Genomic DNA, 20852 nt, shown 5'->3' on the forward strand with positions numbered 1-20852 from the left:
GGAAATAATAAGACCAAAACTTCTTCTTTATACTTAACTCATTGTTAACCTTCTGGTAACACATAGCGCAGAATATATTTGTTCCTTTGCACGCCCCCAAATATTTTTTAACATAACTCAATATATATGAGAAAATTATTACCCTTCATTTTACTGATTACAACTTTATCAGTATTTTCTCAAATTCCTACGTATTACAATGATGTGAATTTGAACTTAACAGGTACCGCTTTAAAAGATGCCTTAGCAACCAAAATTACAAGTACTCACACAACAAACCTATCGTATACTCCTGGTGTTTGGGATGCTTTAAAACAAACAGATTTAGACCCTACAAACAATAATAAAGTAGTTCTAATATACGGTTATAGTGACACAGATGGAAACTATGTTACTGATAGAACTAGAGGAAAAGATAACAACGGTGGTAGTGCAGGGTCTCAATGGAACAGAGAACATGTGTATCCTAAATCATTAGGTAACCCTAACTTAGGAACTTCAGGTCCTGGTGCCGATGTACACCATTTAAGGCCTGCAGATATTTCTTTTAACTCGCAAAGAAGTAGTAAAAAGTTTGCTGCTGGTTCAGGAAATGCAGGAGATGTTTCTGGAGGATGGTATCCTGGTGATGAATGGAAAGGAGATGTTGCACGTATGATGATGTATGTATATTTACGTTATGGAAATCAATGTTTACCTTCTAATGTAGCTGTAGGTACTGCAAATGCTTCTGATAGTAATATGATTGACTTATTATTACAATGGAATGCTGAAGACCCAGTTTCTGATTTCGAAAAACAACGTAACCCTATTATCCAAGGATTACAAGGGAATCGTAATCCTTTTATAGACAACCCAGCATTTGCAACTAAAATTTGGGGTGGTCCACAAGCTGAAGACTTATTTGGTAATGGTGGAGGATCTAATGATACACAAGCACCTACTACTCCAAGTAACTTAGCTTCTTCTAATATAACTAGTTCAGCTGTAAACTTATCTTGGTCAGCTTCTACTGATAATGTAGGTGTTACTGGATATGAAGTATTCAATGGAAGTTCTAAAGTTGCTACGGTAACTACAACGGCTTATCAAGTTACCGGATTAACAGCTTCAACTTCTTATACATTCACGGTAAAAGCAAAAGACGCAGCAGGAAACACCTCTGCTTCAAGTAACGCTGTAAGTGTAACTACTTCTTCAGGAGGTAGCTCAGGTGGTGGAAATGCTTCTGAATTATTAATTTCAGAATATGTGGAAGGTTCTTCTAATAATAAAGCTATTGAAATTGCTAATTTCACAGGAAGCACTGTAAACCTAGGAAGTTATTCATTAAGAAAAGCTACTAATGGTGCAAATTGGTCGAGTACCTTAAATTTAAGCGGATCATTAGCTAACGGACAAGTATATGTTGTAGCACACTCAAGTGCTTCTTCAACAGTAAAAAATAAAGCTCAAAGAACAGATTCTAGCGTAATGTCATTCAACGGAAATGACGCCGTTGGATTATTTAAAGGTAGTACATTAATTGATGCCGTTGGTAACCCAACAAGCTCTTCTAATTTTGCTAAAGACAAAACTTTACAAAGAAAAGCTTCAGTTAATGCCCCAACTACGACTTACAATAGCAGCGAGTGGAATGTATTATCAAAAGATACATTCTCAGGGTTAGGATCACATACTATTAATGGAGGAACTCCAGATACGCAAGCTCCATCTGCTCCTACTAATTTAGCTGTTTCTAATGTAACTGAAACCACTGCTAGCTTAAGTTGGACTGCAGCAACTGATAATGTTGGTGTTACAGGTTATGATGTATACCAAGGAAGTACAAAAATTACTTCGACTACAACGAACAGTTACAATGTTACTGGATTAACTGCAGCGACTAACTATACTTTTTCTGTACGTGCAAAAGATGCTGCTGGAAACGTTTCAGCTTCAAGTAATACGTTAGGTGTTACTACCCAATCAGTAACAATCACTTATTGTAACTCTAAAGGTAATAATTCAAGTTATGAATATATTGATAACGTAGCTATTGGAGGTATTTCTAATGTTACAGCATCTAACTCTGGATATGGAGATTTTACTTCATTAACTGGTAACTTACCTTTTGGAACAAATCATATTGTATTAAGTGCAGGGTTCTCTGGTTCATCATATACTGAATTCTGGAGAGTTTGGATCGATTATAATCAAAATGGAACTTTTGAAAGTAATGAATTAGTAGCTAGCGGATCATCTTCTAGCGCTTCTAATCTTTCTTACACATTTACTGTTCCTACAACCGCTAAAACTGGTAAAACAAGAATGCGTGTTTCAATGAAGTGGAACGCGGCTCAAACAGCTTGTGAAACATTCTCTTATGGAGAAGTAGAAGATTATACTGTTAATATTGGAACTTCTTCAAAAGGTACTAGTACTATTATTGCTGATGCCGAATTAGGAAATGAAGAGCCAATATTTAAAGCTGCAATATACCCTAACCCAGCTTCTAGTTTCTTAGCTATACAACTACAAGATCGTAGAAAAGCTAGCTATCAAATACTAAATGTTATTGGTCAAGTAGTAAAAACTGGAAATGCGGATACAAACATTAATATTAGTAATTTAGATTCAGGAATCTACTTAGTTAAAATTTATGATGGACAAAAATCTTTAACACAAAAGTTTATCAAAAAATAAAGAATACACATATTTTACATATTCTATAAAAACCTTATCAAATTGATAAGGTTTTTTATTTATTTTAAATAAAAACCACCTTTTTAACTTAAAGATTGTTAATAACATTTTATTAGTTTACAATTTCTTAACCTTTACGTAACATTACAACTTGTTAAAAAACTGTTAATTTGCTACGTTTTTTACAATTAACTTAATATCAAATAGATGAAAAACCTACTACCCTATTTTTTCATGCTGGTATTGTCTTGGTCTGCATTTGCGCAAGAGATTCCAGCGTATTACAATAATGTCAATATGAACCTTACTGGTTCCGCTTTAAAAGATGAATTGGCAACTAAAATTATCAGTACACATACTACTATTCTTACGTATACTCCAGATGTTTGGAATGCATTAAAACAAACTGATATTGATCCTACCGACAACACCAAGGTTGTGTTAATATATGGTTGGAACGATTCAGATTCTGACATCACAAACGATCGTACTCGTGGGAAAGATAATCACGGAAGTGGTTCTGGGGTGTGGAACCGTGAGCATGTATATTCTAAATCTTTGGCAAATCCAAACTTAGGGACTACTGGACCTGGTGCAGATGCACACAATTTACGTCCATGTGACGCACAAAGAAACTCATCTCGTAGTAACCGTAAATTTGCTGCTGGTTCTGGTACTTCTGGAATTACAGCAGAAGGAAATTGGTATCCTGGAGATGAATGGAAAGGAGATGTTGCACGTATGATGATGTATATGTACTTACGTTATGGTAACCAATCTTTACCAACAGGTGTTGGAGTCGGTAATACTGTAGCTACAGATCCTAACATGATTGACCTTTTCTTACAATGGAATGCGCAAGATCCTGTTTCTGATATCGAAAAACAACGTAACCCTGTATTAGAAAATATGCAAGGTAACCGTAACCCTTTTGTAGACAACCCAGCATTTGCTACCCAAATTTGGGGTGGTCCACAAGCAGAGAACTTGTTTAACAATGGTGGTGGTTCATCTGATACACAAGCACCTACTGCTCCATCTGCTTTAGTAGCTTCAAACATTCAACAAACATCTGTTGATTTAAACTGGACAGCTTCTACAGATAATACTGCAGTAACTGGGTATAATATTTTTAATGGTAGTACTCAAGTTGGAAATACTACTAGTACTAGTTATACTGTTTCTAACTTAACAGCAGGAACAGCATATACTCTTACAGTAAAGGCATATGATGCTGCTAGTAATGTTTCGGCAGCTAGTAACGCTGTAAATGTTACAACTACCTCTGGTGGTTCTGGAGGAAGTGGAACTGCTACAGAATTATTAATTTCTGAGTATGTTGAAGGTTCTTCTTATAATAAGGCCATCGAAATTGCAAACTTTACAGGTGCTTCTGTAAACTTAGCTGATTACTCAGTTAAAAAAGCTACAAATGGTGGAGGAACTTGGTCTAACACCTTAGCATTAAGCGGTACTTTAGCTAACGGGCAAGTATACGTAATTGCTCATAACAGTGCTTCTACAGAGCTTAAGAATAAAGCACAATTAACAAACAGTTCTGTAATGAACTTTAACGGAAACGATGCTATAGGTTTATTTAAAGGAAGTAACTTAATTGATATTGTAGGAAACCCAAGTAGTAGTTCGAACTTTGGAAAAGATCAAACTTTACAAAGAAAATCTTCTATTACTTCTCCAAAAACTACATACGCTTCAGCTGACTGGAATGCTTTAGCTAGCAATACTTTTACTGGATTAGGAAGTCACACTATCGATGGTGGAGGATCTGCTGATACACAAGCTCCTTCTGCTCCTACTAATTTAGTAAGCTCTAACATCACTCAGACTTCTGTAAACTTAGCATGGACGGCTTCTACTGATAATGTAGCTGTAACTGGATATGAAGTATATCAAAACGATGCTAAAATTGCTACAGTAACTACAACTAGTTACTCGGCTTCAGGATTAGATGTTGAAACTGCATATAACTATTCTATCAAAGCATTAGATGCTGCTGGAAATATTTCTGCTTTAAGTAATAAAGTATTCATTACTACTTTAGCTGCTCCAGATACGCAAGCTCCTACTGCTCCATCTAGTTTAGCTGTTTCTAATGTAACGCAAACTACTGCTAACCTGGCTTGGACAGGATCAACTGATAACACAGGTGTAACTGGATATGAAGTATTTAGAGGTAGTACAAAAATAGCTACCGTAACTGCTACAAACTATGGAGTAACTGGATTAACTGCTGCAACTAACTATACGTTCTCTGTTAAAGCAATTGATGCCGCTGGAAACGTTTCTGCTGCTAGTAATGTAGTAGGTGTAACTACAAGTTCAAACACTGTTACTTACTGTGCTTCCAAAGGAAACAATGTAAATTATGAATACATCGACAATGTTGTTTTAGGAGGTGTATCTAATGCAACTGGAGCTAACGGAGGTTACGGAAACTTTACTTCTCAAGTAGCTAATATTTCTGCAGGTAGTAATACAATTGTTGTAAGTGCAGGATTTGCGAGTTCATCATATACTGAATATTGGAGAGTTTGGATTGACTTTAACCAGAATGGTACTTTTGAATCTTCTGAGCAAGTTGTTAATGGATCTTCTTCAAGTGCAGGAAACCTTTCTTATAACTTTACTGTTCCTTCTAGTGCTTTAACTGGAAATACAAGAATGCGTGTATCTATGAAGTGGAATGCAGCTCCTACGGCTTGTGAAACCATTTCTTATGGAGAAGTTGAAGATTATACAGTAAATATTGGTGCTGCTTCTCGTGTTGATGCCTTAGCTGGAGTTGATATTGAAGGAGAATTAGGAAATGAAGAACCTATCTTTAGTGCTGAAGTTTATCCAAACCCAACAGCGAACTTCATTACTTTTAAATTAGGAGATAACAGAGATGTTAACTACAAGATCGTAAACTATATTGGTCAAACTGTTAAACAAGGTAAGTTTGAAAGAAATATAGATGTACGTGATTTAAATTCAGGAATGTATATTATTGAAATAAACGATAATCAACGTTCTTTCACTAAGAAATTTATCAAGAGATAACTCTCTCTATAATTCTAAAAATAAAAAAGGCTGTCGTAAAAACGATAGCCTTTTTCTTTATACTATTTTTATATAGAATTCTTACACCTCTATTGTTTTTTTCTTTTCTTTTGACGACGAAAAAACATAAGTATATAACCACATTAATGTGAACGTAGGAATAATATCTAAACCTGGCATTGCTTCTTCGATAAACGCAACTGCTCCTGCTATCTTACCTTTATTCCCTTTATACATCTTTGTCATTAAATAGGCTGATGCTGGAGCCCAAATAATATCCGATAACTCTCCTAAACCAGGGATTAGATAAGAGACATATCCGAAAGCATCAAATAATAAGCTAAGAGCTAATTTTTGGTATTTATTTTCTGTATTCATGTATGTTAGATTGTTTTTAACTTTTTAAAATCAAATTTCAAGCCAAAATCCTTGACTTATTCATTCTGAAAATGATATGTTTGTTGAAAATACAAAAAACAAATGATTTTTTCTGATTTTGCCAATCATATTGAACAACTACAAACCAAGCCTTTAGGAGGCTTAAACTCACAGTTTAAGATGGCCCCTAAAATGCGGTTAAAGTATTCAGAGAAAATTATTAAAGATAAAAACCCTAGAAGCGCTGCTGTACTTGCTTTGTTCTACCCTGATGATAATCAACAAACAAGATTTTTATTAACAGAACGAGCTAGTTATAACGGAACACATTCGGCACAAATAAGCTTTCCTGGAGGTAAATTTGATCAGATAGATAAAAATTTAACACAAACTGCGCTAAGAGAAACTTTTGAAGAAGTGGGAGTACAATCTGAAAACATACAGATTATTAGACAGCTCTCAGACGCATACATTCCTCCTAGCAATTTTTTAGTCGCGCCTTTTATTGGTATTTCGAATACAAAACCAACGTTTACTCCTAATAATGAGGTTGCAACTGTAATTGAAGTACTTTTAAGTGATTTGCTGGATGACCAAAGCTTAACCTCAAAAAACATGAGTACTTCATATATGGAGAATATTGATGTACCATGCTTTAAACTAAACAATTACATTGTTTGGGGAGCCACAGCGATGATGTTATCAGAAATTAAAGATTTATTAAAATAAAGTCTATTATACTTTTCTTTTGTAATTTAGCGTTTCGACTAATAAAAACCAATAAATAATGCCTTTATTAAAAAGGAATCCGTTCGGACATATTTTATGGGTAAAGAAGTGGTTAATCCGTATTTTGGGAGTAATTTCTCACGGAAGATATCGCAGATTTAATGAACTTCAAATAGAAGGTTCAGAGATTATCCGTCAATTACCCGACCAAAATGTTTTATTCATTTCAAATCATCAAACTTACTTTGCTGATGTAGCTGCAATGTTTCATGTATTCAATGCAGCTTTAAAAGGAAGAGTTGATAATATTAGAAATATCGGTTACATATGGCAACCGAAATTAAATGTATATTATGTTGCAGCCGGAGAAACGATGCGCTCTGGATTATTACCTAAAATATTTGCTTATACAGGTTCTGTTTCTATCGATAGAACTTGGCGTAGTGCTGGACAAAATGTAAATAGACAAGTAAAATTGTCAGATATTTCAAATATTGGTAAAGCTTTAGATGATGGATGGGTAATTACCTTTCCACAAGGAACAACCACTGCCTTTAAGCCTATACGTCGTGGTACTGCGCATATTATAAAAACATACAAACCTGTTGTTGTACCTATTGTTATTGATGGTTTTAGACGATCATTTGACAAAAAAGGCTTACAGATAAAAAAGCGTAATGTTTTACAATCAATGGTTATCAAAGATCCTTTAGATATTGATTATGAAAATGAATCGATTGATGAGATTGTTGAAAAAATTGAATATGCAATTGAACAGCACCCTTCATTCCTTAAGGTATTAACCAAGCAAGAAATAAAAGAACAAGAAGAATTAAACGAAAAACGAAAGTTTTGGAGTTAATACGAACATAATTCAAAAAACTTATGGCTAAAGAATCAATTTTAAATAAAAAGTCTATTGACTTCTTAGAAAAATATTTAAACAATGCTGCTCCTACCGGATATGAATGGGAAGGACAAAAAATTTGGATGGATTATCTTAAACCATACGTAGATGAGTTTATTACCGATACCTATGGGTCTGCTGTAGGAGTAATAAATCCTGATGCTCCGTACAAAGTGGTTATCGAAGGACATGCAGATGAAATCTCTTGGTATGTAAATTATATATCTGACAATGGATTAATTTATGTGATTCGTAACGGAGGTAGCGACCATCAAATTGCTCCTAGTAAAGTAGTAAATATTCACACCAAAAACGGTATTGTAAAAGGAGTTTTTGGATGGCCAGCAATACATACACGTAACAGAGCTAAAGAGGAAGCTCCAAAGCCTGATAATATCTTCATTGACGTAGGTTGTGCTACAAAAGAAGAAGTTGAAAAACTAGGTGTACATGTTGGTTGTGTAATTACTTACCCAGATGAATTTCATATTTTAAATGAAGACAAATTTGTTTGTCGTGCATTAGACAATCGTATGGGAGGTTTTATGATTGCTGAAGTTGCTCGTTTATTACATGAAAACGGTAAAAAATTACCATTCGGATTATACATTACAAATTCTGTACAGGAAGAAATTGGTTTACGTGGAGCTGAAATGATTACAGAAACTATTAAACCTAATGTAGCCATTGTTACCGATGTAACGCATGATACTACTACTCCAATGATTGATAAGAAAAAAGAAGGTCATTTAGAGTTAGGTAAAGGACCTGTAGTAGCTTATGCTCCTGCAGTACAACAAAAATTACGTGATTTAATCATTGAAGCTGCTGAAGAAAATAAAATACCTTTCCAGCGTTCTGCATTATCAAGAGCTACTGGAACAGATACTGATGCTTTTGCATACAGTAATGGTGGTGTTGCTTCTGCTTTAATATCATTACCTTTACGTTATATGCATACCACTGTTGAAATGGTGCATAGAGAAGACGTAGAAAACGTAATTAAAATGATATACGAAAGCTTATTAAAAATAGAAAACGGAGAAGACTTCTCTTATTTTAAATAAAATTACAATCCCGCTTTATGCGGGATTTTTACTTCTTATGGATGAATTAATAGACATTGTTGATGAAAATGGAAAATACACAGGTAAAACCTGCTTAAAATCAGAAGCCCATAAGCATGGCTACTTCCACCCTACTATTCATGTTTGGTTATATACAAAAGACCAACAAATTCTATTGCAAAAAAGAGCTTTAACGAAAAAGGTTTTTCCTGGTCTTTGGGATATTTCGGTCGCTGGTCATATAGCAGCAGGAGAAGAAATTGCCTTAGCAGCGTTAAGAGAAGTATCTGAAGAAATAGGTTTTGAAATACAACTCGAAAACTTAGATAAAATTGGTACTAGAAAACATATGGTTAATCATCCAAATGGAATCATTGACAATGAGTTTCATCATGTTTATATTTCTGAATTAACCACAAGTATTGATCGTTTAGTAATTCAAGAAGAAGAAGTAGATGAATTGAAACTTTTTCCTTTAGAAACATTATTAAACACGAAACATTTAGAAAATGTTTTGCTTCCAAAATACCACGATTACTACGCTTTTGTCTATGATAAAATCATTCAAAAACTAAATCATCTACAAGAGTAAAAGCTTATTTAACAAAAAATTACCAAGCTCTTAAAACATTTTTAAGACACTTCAGTAGTTAATTTGTCATATAACTTAAAAGTTCTATGATTAAAAAACTATGCCTTCTTATTTTTATGCTACTCGCTACTATTATCTATGGTCAAAATAATAGACCTATTTTTTATGGTAAAGTAGCAGATTCTATTGGTGAATTACCCAATGTACATGTCATAAATTTACAAACAAATCAAGGTACCTTTACTAATGACAATGGTGAGTTTAGAATATTTGCAAAAGAAAATGATAGCTTACAATTCTCTTTTGTAGGTTACAAGACTAAAAAAGTTGTTTTAGAACATACTAACTTCGGGCTTAGCGAAAATAAGTTTTCATTAAAAAAAGAAACAGAAGAACTTGATGAAGTAGTTTTAAAAAAGCACAATCTAACAGGTTCTTTAGCCTTAGATATCAAAAGAGTGCCTAAGGATAGAATTGGTGAAATGATGACAAGTTTAATGGATGGAATTGCAAACATTGACTTTTCTACTCCAGTTATTGAAAAAATTGATGATATAGACAGAGGAAAAGCTCCAATTGTGCGAACTAACCCTATTTCAAATGGAGCTACCTTATTTAGCGGCTCAATATTTACATCAAAGAAAAAGGTTATACAGCAGAAAAAAATAGATAAGATAAAAAGCAGAGACCAATTTTATGCAACCCTTTTTAATGAAGTATCTAAAGAGTATTTTACAAATGAATTAAAAATTCCTAAGCAAAATGTTTTTAACTTTATAGACTATTGCAACGAGCATAAAATTAAAAGGTTAATTTCAGAAGAAAACATACTAGAGCTTTTAAAACATTTTGAAGAACAAAGCATAGCATATTTAAGAACCATAAAAAAGTAGCTATGAAACACCATTACCTAATTATTCTTCTTATAACTCCTTTCTTTTTAAAAGCGCAAGAAAGAAGGAAATACTTTTACGGAACACTTAAAAGTAATTCAATTCTTATTGGTAATGCCCATATCATCAACACAAAAACAGGTCAAGGAACATTTAGTAATGAGCAGGGAAATTTTAAAATTTTCGCCAAAGAAAAAGATTCGTTAACCATATCTTATGTTGGTTACGAAACCAAAACATTGCTTGTGGAAAAATTTCACTTTGGAATTCAAAAAAACACTATCAAACTCAATAAGTCTACAATTACTTTAGACGAAGTAGCATTAAAAAAACACAATTTGTTTGGAGTACTCATTAGAGATATGAAACAAACACCAGAAGACATTGCTGTTGTAAAATCAAAAGGAGCTCTTGATTTCTCTAATATTGACTTTGATAAAGCAACGATAGAGATAATTGACGATCATAGTAGAAAAAAATCTCCAGATTCAAGGAAATTAACAGATCCTACGGCTCTTTTTGCTGGAGCTGGAACTTCTTTTAGTGGATTAGACAAATATGCATTAGAACGTCGTAAACAACGAAAGGAAATTAATTTCAAAGAAAAATTCCCTAAAATGCTGTTATCAGAATTTGGGGAACATTTTTTCTTTGTAGACCTCAGAATTCCCAAAGAAAATTACTACCATTTTATAGAATATTGTAACGCTCTAAACATAGAAACACTTTATAAAGAGAGTAAGACTATGGAAGTAATTAATATCTTGCGTAATGAAAGTAAAAAGTACTTACAAATTATACATAAAGAAAATGAATAGAATTGCTATTTTCATATTGATTATTTTATCTACTTCTTTTTTATATGGACAGGAACACAGAACTTTTATGTATGCTGAAGTATCTGACAAAATTGGTCCTGTTGTTAATGCACATGTTATTAATCTGAAAACAAAACAAGGAACTTACACGAATGAAGATGGTAAATTTCGCATTCTTGCCAAAGAAAATGACAGTATAAAAATATCTTCTGTGGGATACGCAACGATAACCTACGTTGTTGAAAAGAGTGATTTTGGAATACAAAAAACCAACATAGAATTATTGAAAACATCTATTGATTTAGATGAAGTTGAAATAAAGAAAAATAACTTGCTCGGACATTTATCTTCTGATAGTAAATTGGTCAAAAAAGAGAAAGTGATTGATGCAAAGACACTGAATTTGCCCTATGCTGGGTCAAAAAAACTTACTCCGGCTGAAAGAAAACTATATACGGCTCAAGGCGGGAAATATCCAGTATTAGTTGGTTTTGGAGCTATTGTCTCCGTAGATTATATATTAAACACTTTATCTGGACGAATAAAGAAGTTAAAAAAAGGACTTCACTATGAACGAGAAGAAGAAAAAGTAACCTATCTTAAAACTACTTTTTCAAATTATATCGTAACCGATTTAAAAATTCTAGAAAAAGATCTTTATCGTTTTATCTATTTCTGTACTTCAGATCCAGACTTCAATTTACTTCTCAAACAAGGAGAAGTAGTAACTATAAACTTTCTTAAGAAGAAATCTATAGAGTTTAAAAAGTTAAATCCAGGTTCATACCCTTGAAAATTCGAATAAAAATTGTAAATTTATAAGTAACCGAATTTTAGCCTTTTACCTTATGAAAACACGATTTTTTATTTTATTTGTTCTATTTTACACCATGGTCTTTTCTCAAGAGGAGAGAAAAACACTATTTGGTATTGTATATGATAAAAATGGTGTTTTAGAAAATGCACATATTGTAAATTTTTCGAACAACACAGCAACTTTTACCGATGACAAAGGTGAATATAGAATCTTTGCCAAACCAACAGATACTCTACGTTTTACTTCAATAGGTTACAAAACAATTTTTGTAGAGTTAACAAAAGAACACTTTAATACTTACAGAAAAAGAATAACTCTTGAAAAACAAGTTTATGAACTAGATGAAATTTTAGTTAGGAATAATGAACTTTCTGGAGATATTAGCAAGGATTTAAAAAAGGTAAAACAAAATACAAGAGAAAAACTTGCAAAAGAAAGATTGAACGTTGCTACCATCAATATAAAAAACAATTACGATTATGGTGATAGCAGACTTCGCCATAAATTAGTAAAAACAGATCCCACAAGAGATTTTGAAGGAGTGGGTACCACTACAGTTATTCCTTTAAGAAGATCTCAAGAGTTGAAAAAACTCAAAAAAGAATTAGAATTTAAAGCTACCATGCCTGCACAACTCCTTAGTGAATTGGGAGAAGAATTCTTTTTTACAGAACTTAAAATACCCGTTGATAGATATTATCATTTTTTAGAATATTGTAATCCTTTAAATATTGAAAACTATTATCAAGAAAGAGAAGTATTAAAAGTGATTAATATTTTTAGAAATGAACATATAAATTACCTTAAAATCATAGAAAAAGATTAATTTGGCTCAGTAATTGGTACTCTCTTTTGATATGAAAAAATATTTTATCTTATTCTTACTTATTCCGCTATTATCATTTTCAGTGCATAAATATTACTTGGCATTAACTGAAATAGAATACAATCCAAATACAGCATCTGTTCAAATGATCATGAATGTGTTTATGGATGATATAGAATTAGCTATTAATAAAGACTATCAATTAGACTTGAGACTAGCCTCTAAACAAGAACTAAAGAATGTAGATGAATATTTCACTAAATATTTAAAACAACATTTTAAGGTTTTAATCAATAACAAAGAGGTTTCCTATAAATATATCGGAAAAGAATATGATGGTAATATCATTTACTTTTACTTAGAAATACCTGACATAAAAAACATACAAAGCATTGAAATACAGAACGATATTTTAGTATCTCATTTTCCAGATCAACAAAACTTAGTTAAAGCTAAAATTAACGACAGTAGAAAAACTTTATTTCTAGATAAAAAAAATGATAAAGGTTTGTTAAATTTTTAACATCTTCAATTACTGCACATAATATTTCTGTAAATTCCCCGATATTTTAAATTCAACATCAAACAAAAATGAGAAAGTATAGCACATTATTATTTTCTGCTCTTTTTGTTTCCGCGTCAATGTTTGCACAGGAAGCACCAAAAAAAGAACCACAAAAAGGTCATACTGACCAAAATAAGTTTCGTCAATTAAAAGACGTACTACCTACACCTAACGATCAAAGAACAGCATCGGGTGCACCAGGTCATCAATACACACAACAAAAAGTTGATTATATAATGGATATTCGTTTAGATGAAGCGAATAACAAGTTATATGGAGATGAAACAATTACCTACCACAATAATTCAAAAGATCAATTAGAATATTTATGGGTTCAATTAGATCAGAACATGCGTGCTCCTGACTCTAAAACTCCATTAGCAGAATCTAAAGGTGCTAGCGGTTGGCAAACTCCGTCTAAATTTGTAGACGATAACATGGGGAAAGCTAAAGATTTTGGATATAAAATTGAAGCAGTAAAATATGCTGATGGTAGAGATTTATCATATACAATTAATCGTACGATGATGCGTATTAATTTACCACAACCATTAGCTTCTGGAGGTACTTTTAAATTTAAAATTAAGTGGAACTACTTAATCAACAATTCTGTTGAAGATGGTGGACGTTCTGGTTTTGAATTATTTAAAGACGGAACAAAAGCATATACAATTGCTCAATTCTTCCCTCGTTTAGCTGTATATAACAATGTAGAAGGATGGCAAAACATGCAATTCTGGGGACGTAGTGAATGGGCTCTTGAATTTGGAGACTATGACGTAAAAATAACTGTACCTGCAGATCATATTTTAGATGCTACTGGTTCTTTACAAAACGAAAAAGATGTTTTATCAAAAGAACAACGTAAGCGTTTTGAAAAAGCTAGAAAATCTTATAAAGACCCTGTATTTATCGTAACGCAAGCAGAAGCTGAAGCAAACGAGAAAGAAGGAACTAACAAAACAAAAACTTGGCACTTTAAAGCAAATAACGTACGTGATTTCGCATTTGCTTCTTCAAGAAAATATATTTGGGATGCAATGGCCGTTAAAATTAATGGTAAAAACATCATGGCTGTTTCATTATACCCTAAAGAAGGTAACCCTTTATGGGAAGAGCACTCTACAAGAGTTGTTGCAAATACTTTAGAGGAATATTCTAAAATGACTTTTGACTATCCTTATCCAAAAGCTGTTTCTGTACATGCTAAGCGTCAAGGAATGGAGTATCCAATGATTTGTTTTAACTACGGACGTCCTAATCCTGATGGAACGTATTCAGATAGAGTTAAAAATGGTATGATTGGAGTAATTACACACGAGGTTGGACATAACTTCTTTCCAATGATTGTAAACTCTGATGAGCGTCAGTGGACTTGGATGGATGAAGGTTTAAACTCTTTTGTTGAGATTTTAGCTGAATTAGACTACGATCCTAACTTTAACACTGGTAATTTACCAAAAGACATCGTTAGATACATGAGTATTGATCAAAGCAATTTATCTCCTATCATGTCTCAAGGTGATTATGTACATAACTTCGGACCGAATGCTTATACAAAACCAGCTGCTGGTTTATATATGTTACGCCAAACAATTATGGGACCAGAGTTATTTGACTATGCATTTAGAACTTATTCTAAAAGATGGATGTTCAAGCACCCTACTCCAGCAGATTTCTTTAGAACAATGGAAGATGCTTCAGGTATGGATTTAGATTGGTTCTGGAGAGGATGGTTCTACACTACTGATTATACTGACATTGGTATTAAAGAAGTAAAACCTTTATACTTAACAGATAAGCCAAACGAAAGAACAAAGAAGTTACAAGAGCAATACCCTTCTTATTTTGCTAGCTTAGGAAAATTAGTATTCTTAACAACAAATAAAGAAGATGCAAATGCTAAAGATGTTGAAACATATGTTAATGGTTTACCTGCTGATAAAAAGGCTAACTTAAAAAAGTTACCTAAATACATGTATCAAGTTGAATTTGAAAAGCCAGGTGGGTTAGTAATGCCTATTATTGTTGAATTGACATATGCAGACGGTACTAAGAAGCGTGAAACTTTCCCAGCACAAATTTGGAGAAAAGACGAAACTAAAGCATACAGAGTATTCTCTTCTGATAAAGAAATTAAGAGTATCGTTGTAGATCCAGATTTAGAAACTGCAGATACTGATACTTCAAACAATAGCTGGCCGAAACAAGAGCAAAGCAAGTTTGATAAATTTAAAAATAAAGTGAAAGGATAATCACTAAAAACCTACTTATAAAACGCAACTATTTTTAGTTGCGTTTTTTGTTCATTAAAACAATGTTTTCATCATGAGAATTTTTAGCCTTTTATTAATAACAACACTTACTTTTTTATCTTGTAATCACAGCTCAAATCCAACCGTATTGAAAGAAGGTAATTATAGAGCTACCTTACAACTACAAGATCATCAAGAATTACCATTTACGTTTAAAGTTATTGATAATAAACATTTAGAAATTTACAATGCTGAAGAAACTATAAAAGTAGATGAAATCACGTATAAAAATGACTCCGTATATATCCAAACACCAGTATTCGAAGGTTATATTGTAGCTAAAATGCAAAACGACCATTCACTACAAGGATCTTTTGTAAAACCTACTTTAAATAGAACTGTTCCTTTTTCTGCTGAATTTAATAATAAGACAAGATTTACTACCAACCTGACTCCAACAAACAATATCAATGGTAATTGGGAAACAATTTTCAGTCCAAATAAACCTGAAGACACCTACATTGCGAAAGGAATTTTTAAACAAAATGGAGCAAACGTAAAGGGAACTTTTAGAACTACCACTGGAGATTATCGTTACTTAGAAGGTATTATTGATGGAGATTCTTTAAAACTTTCAACTTTTGATGGTGCTCATGCCTTTTTGTTTACGGCAAAAGTTACCAATTCAACTATGAACGGACATTTCTATTCGGGAAACCATTGGAAAGAACCTTTTACAGCTAAACTTAATAATTCTTACGAATTACCTAATGAAGATAGTTTGACCAAATTAAATGATGGTTATGATACTTTCAATTTTTCTTTTCCAGATGAAACAGGAAAGCAGATTTCATATACTGATGAACAATTCAAAGACAAAGTAGTTATCGTTCAAATTATGGGAAGTTGGTGTCCGAATTGTTTAGATGAAAGTAGGTATTATGTGGAGTACTTAAAAAAGAATCCAAATCCACATGTTACGTTTGTTGCATTGGCTTTTGAATTAGATAAAACGCAAGACAAAGCATTTCAAAAACTACAACGCTTAAAGAAACAAATAGGCATTACTTACCCTATATTACTAGCTCAATATGGAGGTTCAAACAAAAAGGAAGCTGCTAAGAAACTTCCCATGTTAAATCACATACTATCATACCCAACTACTATTTTTATTGATAAAAAAGGAAAAGTTCGTAAAATACATACAGGCTTTAATGGACCAGCTACAGGGCAAAAGTATATTGACTTTAAAAAAGAGTTTGAAGATTTTGTGAAGCAACTTTCAGAAGAATAAAACAAACTTAGTAGCTATTATTAACTCGCCATTAACATACGGTTTAGAACTTCCTTTTTACATTTGATTGCAACTCAAAGTAACATTGAAATGACCAAACCTTTTGCAACCTTAGTAACGTTTATAGCATTGTTTTTTCTTACAGACAAGATAAATTCTCAAGAGACTACAAAATCAAATCAAAAACTGCATAATACTTTAGTTGATTCGTATTATAATCTCAATGTAAAAGCTTTTCAAAAGAATTCAAAAGTAGAAGATATCGATCGTATTTTTAATCTTTTTACTGATGACTTCGTCTATGTACACCCTAAATATGGAGGTACATATACAAGAGAGAATTTATACAAAGGTTATATAAGAAACAAAAAAAATGGTATGTATGATGGAACTATTACTGGTATTAAAATATTTAATCGGATTGCTGGTTTAAATGCTTTGGTAGTTAAAAGAATTTATATAGATAAAGACACTAAAGAAGAAAAAGATGCGAAAATGACCTTATTTGAGTTTAAAGAAGGTAAAATTTCTAAAATATTTGAATATTGGTAATATTTATACTTCCTAACTGATGTTACTCCAAATACCCGCCTTTTTCTGCAATTGGCTATAGGTCTTTAGAAGTTTTTCATTTTCTGGTTTCCCTAAAGCAGAATCTTCTTGTAATATATTAATAGCTACTTGTCTTGCTTTATGTAAAATAGGAGAATCTTTTACTACATCAGCAATTTTTAAATTTAAAACTCCACTCTGTTGGGTTCCCATAATATTTCCAGGACCACGTAACTTCAAATCAACCTCAGCAATCTTAAAACCATCCGTTGTTTCAACCATGGTTTGTAAACGAGTTTTTCCGTCTGAAGACAACTTATAACTAGAGAGTAAAATACAATAACTCTGTTCTGCCCCACGTCCTACTCTTCCACGTAATTGATGCAACTGACTTAAACCAAATCGTTCTGCACTTTCAATAACCATTACCGAAGCATTTGGAACATTTACACCCACCTCAATTACCGTAGTTGCAACCATGATTTGAGTTTCACCATTTGCAAAACGTTCCATTTCATAATCCTTATCAGCTGGTTTCATTTGTCCGTGCACAATACTAATCTGATACTTTGGAGATGGAAACTCTCTAGAAATACTTTCATACCCATCCATCAAATCTTTATAATCCATTGCTTCAGACTCTTGAATTAATGGATATACGACATACACCTGCCTACCTTTAGCAATCTCATCTTTTAAAAACTTAAACACCCCCAAACGATTGCTATCATAACGGTGTACGGTTTTAATCTCTTTTCGCCCAGGAGGCAATTCATCTATCACAGAAATATCTAAATCTCCGTATACAGACATAGCTAAGGTTCTAGGAATCGGCGTGGCACTCATCACTAAAATGTGTGGAGGTACAGCCCTTTCTCCTTCATTTTTTGAAGATGGGCTCTTCTCCCATAACTTTCTTCGCTGAGCCACTCCAAAACGATGTTGCTCATCAATAATGGCTATTCCAAGATTGGCAAACTGTACTTTATCTTCTAAAATAGCATGTGTTCCTATTAAAATATGCAAAGTTCCTTCTTCTAAACCTTCATGAATCTCTCTTCGTTTTTTAGTTTTGGTAGAACCAGTAAGTAAATCGACCTTTATAGAAGTTTCTTTTAGCAAATCTGAAATACCATTAAAATGTTGAATTGCTAAAATCTCAGTTGGTGCAATAATCGTTGCTTGGTAACCATTGTCAATAGCCAATAACATCGTAAGTAAAGCCACAATGGTTTTTCCAGAACCTACGTCACCTTGTAATAAACGATTCATATGAACCCCAGAGCCAATATCTTTACGTATTTCCTTTAAAACCCTCTTTTGAGCATTGGTTAAATCAAACGGTAAATGATTATTGTAAAAATTGGTAAACTCCTCTCCTACATGCTCAAAAACAAACCCTTTTAGTTTAGATTTTCTAATAAGCTTTTTTTGCAATAATTGAATTTGGATGAAAAACAATTCTTCAAACTTTAATCGGTATTGAGATTTTGCTAAAAGCTCTTGATTTTTTGGAAAATGAATATTCAAAAAAGCATCTTGCTTTCCTATAAATTGATGTTCAGTTAATAAATATTCAGGAAGTGTTTCTTCAATACTTCCAAAGGCTTGTTGTAGCAAGTTTTGAATCATACTACGCATTACCTTATTACTTATACCTTTATTACTCAATTTTTCAGTAGATGGATATACGGGTTGCATTGCCATTTGTAATTTACTTTTGTAAGCAGCAACCGTCTCCATTTCAGGGTGTGGCATACTAGCGGTACCATTATACCAATTTAGCTTTCCATAAATTACATAAGGAACATTAACCTTTAGGCTATCTTTTATCCATTTAGCACCTTTAAACCAAACCAACTCCATAGAACCTGTAGCATCAGCAAAAGTAGCCACTAATCTACTTCCTCTTTTCTGTTTCACTTCCTTTAGGCCTATTACTTTCCCAACGATTTGAACTTCAGAAGAATTTTGTTCTAATTGGTTAATCGTATAAAACTGTGTTTTATCGATATATCGAAACGGAAAAAGGTGTAACAAATCTTTACACGTTCGAATTCCTAATTCAGAATATAGCAATTCGGCACGCGCTACACTTACTCCTTTGATATATGTAACAGGTTGGTTTAAATTCATGCATAACGAAAATACAAAAAGACATTAAATTCAACTATCTTTGCACTCTTAAATTCATCAAATGAGATTACATAGAAATTTAGTTTATACAGTAATAGATAGTATTCGTGATATCTTTAATGAAGGGGTATATGCAGATAAAGCTGTAGAACAAGCACTTAGAAGAGACAAGCGTTGGGGAGCAAGAGACAGAAAGTTTGTGGCTGAAACTATTTATGAAATAGTACGTTGGAAGCGTCTATATGCAGAAATTGCGAATGTAAAAGCACCATATTCTAGACCTGATTTATGGAGAATGTTTGCGGTTTGGTGTGTTTTAAAAGGAATTCAATTACCTGATTGGAATCAAATAGAACCAACACCAACTCGAAGAATCAAAGGAAAATTTGATGAATTATCTAAAATTAGAAAGTTTAGAGAAGCAATTCCAGATTGGATTGATGAAGTTGGATTACAAGAGCTAGGAGAAAAAGCTTGGACGAAGGAAATTGCTGCTTTAAACAAGCAAGCAGATGTAATCTTAAGAACAAATACGTTAAACATTTCAAAAGAAAAGCTTCAAAGTGTGCTTTCTTCTGAAGGAATAGAAACTGAGTTTGTAAAAGGACATGACGATGCTTTGAAATTAGTTGAAAGGGCTAATGTATTTAAAACACAAGCATTTAAAAAAGGGTTCTTTGAAGTACAAGATGCTTCTTCTCAATTAGTAGCTCCATATTTAGATGTACAGCCAGGAATGAAAGTTGTAGATACTTGTGCTGGTGCAGGTGGAAAAACATTACACCTAGCTTCTTTAATGGAGAATAAAGGGCAAATTATTGCTATGGATATTTACGAAAGTAAATTGAAAAAGTTAAAAGTACGTGCTCGTAGAAATGGAGTTCATAATATTGATACCAAAGTAATAGATTCTACAAAAGTTATTAAAAAACTACATGGTAAAGTAGATAGAGTATTGATTGATGCTCCTTGTTCTGGTTTAGGTGTTATTCGTAGAAATCCGGATAGTAAATGGAAATTAGAACCAGAGTTTTTAGATCGTATTCGTACTACACAACAGGAAGTATTACAACAGTATTCTAAAATGGTAAAACCTGGAGGAAAGTTAGTGTATGCTACTTGTTCTGTATTACCTTCAGAAAATCAACAGCAAGTAGAGTTCTTTTTAGAATCAGATGCTGGTAAAGACTTTAGTTTTGTAAAAGATAATAAAGTATTAGCTTCAGAATCTGGATTTGATGGATTCTATATGGCACTTTTAGAAAGAAAGTAATT

At 32.8% G+C, this 20852-nt stretch carries 17 protein-coding genes; 15 read left to right on the forward strand and 2 right to left on the reverse strand.

Features of this window, described 5'->3' with window-relative positions:
• Positions 1-126: 126 nt before the first annotated feature.
• Positions 127-2685 carry an endonuclease gene (locus tag Q0873_RS04600; protein ID WP_299104674.1) on the forward strand — a complete coding sequence of 853 codons (2559 nt, stop codon included), beginning with the start codon at positions 127-129 and terminating at the stop codon, positions 2683-2685.
• Positions 2686-2892: 207 nt separating this feature from the next.
• Entirely contained in the window at positions 2893-5748 is a 2856-nt protein-coding gene (locus Q0873_RS04605; protein WP_299104676.1) for an endonuclease, read from the forward strand.
• 81 nt (positions 5749-5829) lie between these two features.
• Here the strand turns inward: Q0873_RS04605 and Q0873_RS04610 are convergent, their stop codons facing one another.
• Entirely contained in the window at positions 5830-6126 is a 297-nt protein-coding gene (locus tag Q0873_RS04610; protein ID WP_299104677.1) for a hypothetical protein, read from the reverse strand.
• 102 nt (positions 6127-6228) lie between these two features.
• Between Q0873_RS04610 and Q0873_RS04615 the strand changes: the two genes are divergently transcribed.
• The 12 genes from Q0873_RS04615 (at position 6229) to Q0873_RS04670 (ending at position 17441) form a co-directional block, all read left to right on the forward strand.
• Positions 6229-6855: a CoA pyrophosphatase gene (locus Q0873_RS04615; protein WP_299104678.1), complete on the forward strand. Its 627-nt coding sequence runs from the start codon at positions 6229-6231 to the stop codon at positions 6853-6855.
• 58 nt (positions 6856-6913) lie between these two features.
• Positions 6914-7717: a lysophospholipid acyltransferase family protein gene (locus Q0873_RS04620; RefSeq protein ID WP_299104679.1), complete on the forward strand. Its 804-nt coding sequence runs from the start codon at positions 6914-6916 to the stop codon at positions 7715-7717.
• A 23-nt stretch (positions 7718-7740) separates the two neighbouring features.
• Positions 7741-8829, forward strand: coding sequence for a M42 family metallopeptidase (locus Q0873_RS04625; RefSeq protein ID WP_299104680.1), 1089 nt, complete (start codon positions 7741-7743; stop codon positions 8827-8829).
• A 37-nt stretch (positions 8830-8866) separates the two neighbouring features.
• The gene (locus Q0873_RS04630) at positions 8867-9421 is read left to right on the forward strand and encodes an NUDIX domain-containing protein (RefSeq protein WP_299104681.1); all 555 of its coding nucleotides are present in this window, start codon (positions 8867-8869) and stop codon (positions 9419-9421) included.
• 86 nt (positions 9422-9507) lie between these two features.
• Entirely contained in the window at positions 9508-10314 is an 807-nt protein-coding gene (locus tag Q0873_RS04635) for a carboxypeptidase-like regulatory domain-containing protein (RefSeq protein ID WP_299104682.1), read from the forward strand.
• Between the two features lie 2 nt (positions 10315-10316).
• Positions 10317-11132, forward strand: a complete 816-nt coding sequence (locus Q0873_RS04640; RefSeq protein WP_299104684.1) for a carboxypeptidase-like regulatory domain-containing protein — start codon at positions 10317-10319, stop codon at positions 11130-11132.
• Positions 11125-11925: a carboxypeptidase-like regulatory domain-containing protein gene (locus Q0873_RS04645; RefSeq protein ID WP_299104686.1), complete on the forward strand. Its 801-nt coding sequence runs from the start codon at positions 11125-11127 to the stop codon at positions 11923-11925. The genes Q0873_RS04640 and Q0873_RS04645 overlap by 8 nt, the downstream gene beginning before the upstream one ends.
• A 55-nt stretch (positions 11926-11980) precedes the next feature.
• On the forward strand, positions 11981-12775 hold the full coding sequence (locus Q0873_RS04650) for a carboxypeptidase-like regulatory domain-containing protein (protein WP_299104688.1): 795 nt from the start codon (positions 11981-11983) through the stop codon (positions 12773-12775).
• A gap of 31 nt (positions 12776-12806) precedes the next feature.
• Positions 12807-13298, forward strand: coding sequence for a DUF6702 family protein (locus Q0873_RS04655; RefSeq protein WP_299104690.1), 492 nt, complete (start codon positions 12807-12809; stop codon positions 13296-13298).
• 68 nt (positions 13299-13366) lie between these two features.
• The gene (locus tag Q0873_RS04660; protein ID WP_299104692.1) at positions 13367-15595 is read left to right on the forward strand and encodes a M1 family metallopeptidase; all 2229 of its coding nucleotides are present in this window, start codon (positions 13367-13369) and stop codon (positions 15593-15595) included.
• A 73-nt stretch (positions 15596-15668) separates the two neighbouring features.
• The gene (locus Q0873_RS04665; protein WP_299104694.1) at positions 15669-16889 is read left to right on the forward strand and encodes a TlpA disulfide reductase family protein; all 1221 of its coding nucleotides are present in this window, start codon (positions 15669-15671) and stop codon (positions 16887-16889) included.
• Positions 16890-16979: 90 nt separating this feature from the next.
• Complete coding sequence (locus Q0873_RS04670) at positions 16980-17441, forward strand: nuclear transport factor 2 family protein (protein WP_299104696.1); 462 nt, start codon at positions 16980-16982, stop codon at positions 17439-17441.
• 12 nt (positions 17442-17453) lie between these two features.
• Here Q0873_RS04670 and recG read toward each other — a convergent pair whose 3' ends face one another.
• Positions 17454-19577, reverse strand: coding sequence for an ATP-dependent DNA helicase RecG (gene recG / locus Q0873_RS04675; protein ID WP_299104698.1), 2124 nt, complete (start codon positions 19575-19577; stop codon positions 17454-17456).
• A 61-nt stretch (positions 19578-19638) separates the two neighbouring features.
• Between recG and Q0873_RS04680 the strand changes: the two genes are divergently transcribed.
• A complete protein-coding gene (locus tag Q0873_RS04680; protein WP_299104700.1) occupies positions 19639-20850 on the forward strand; it encodes a methyltransferase domain-containing protein in 1212 nt (403 codons plus the stop codon).
• Positions 20851-20852 lie beyond the last annotated feature (2 nt).

Source organism: uncultured Tenacibaculum sp. (assembly GCF_947498805.1).
GTDB lineage: Bacteria > Bacteroidota > Bacteroidia > Flavobacteriales > Flavobacteriaceae > Polaribacter.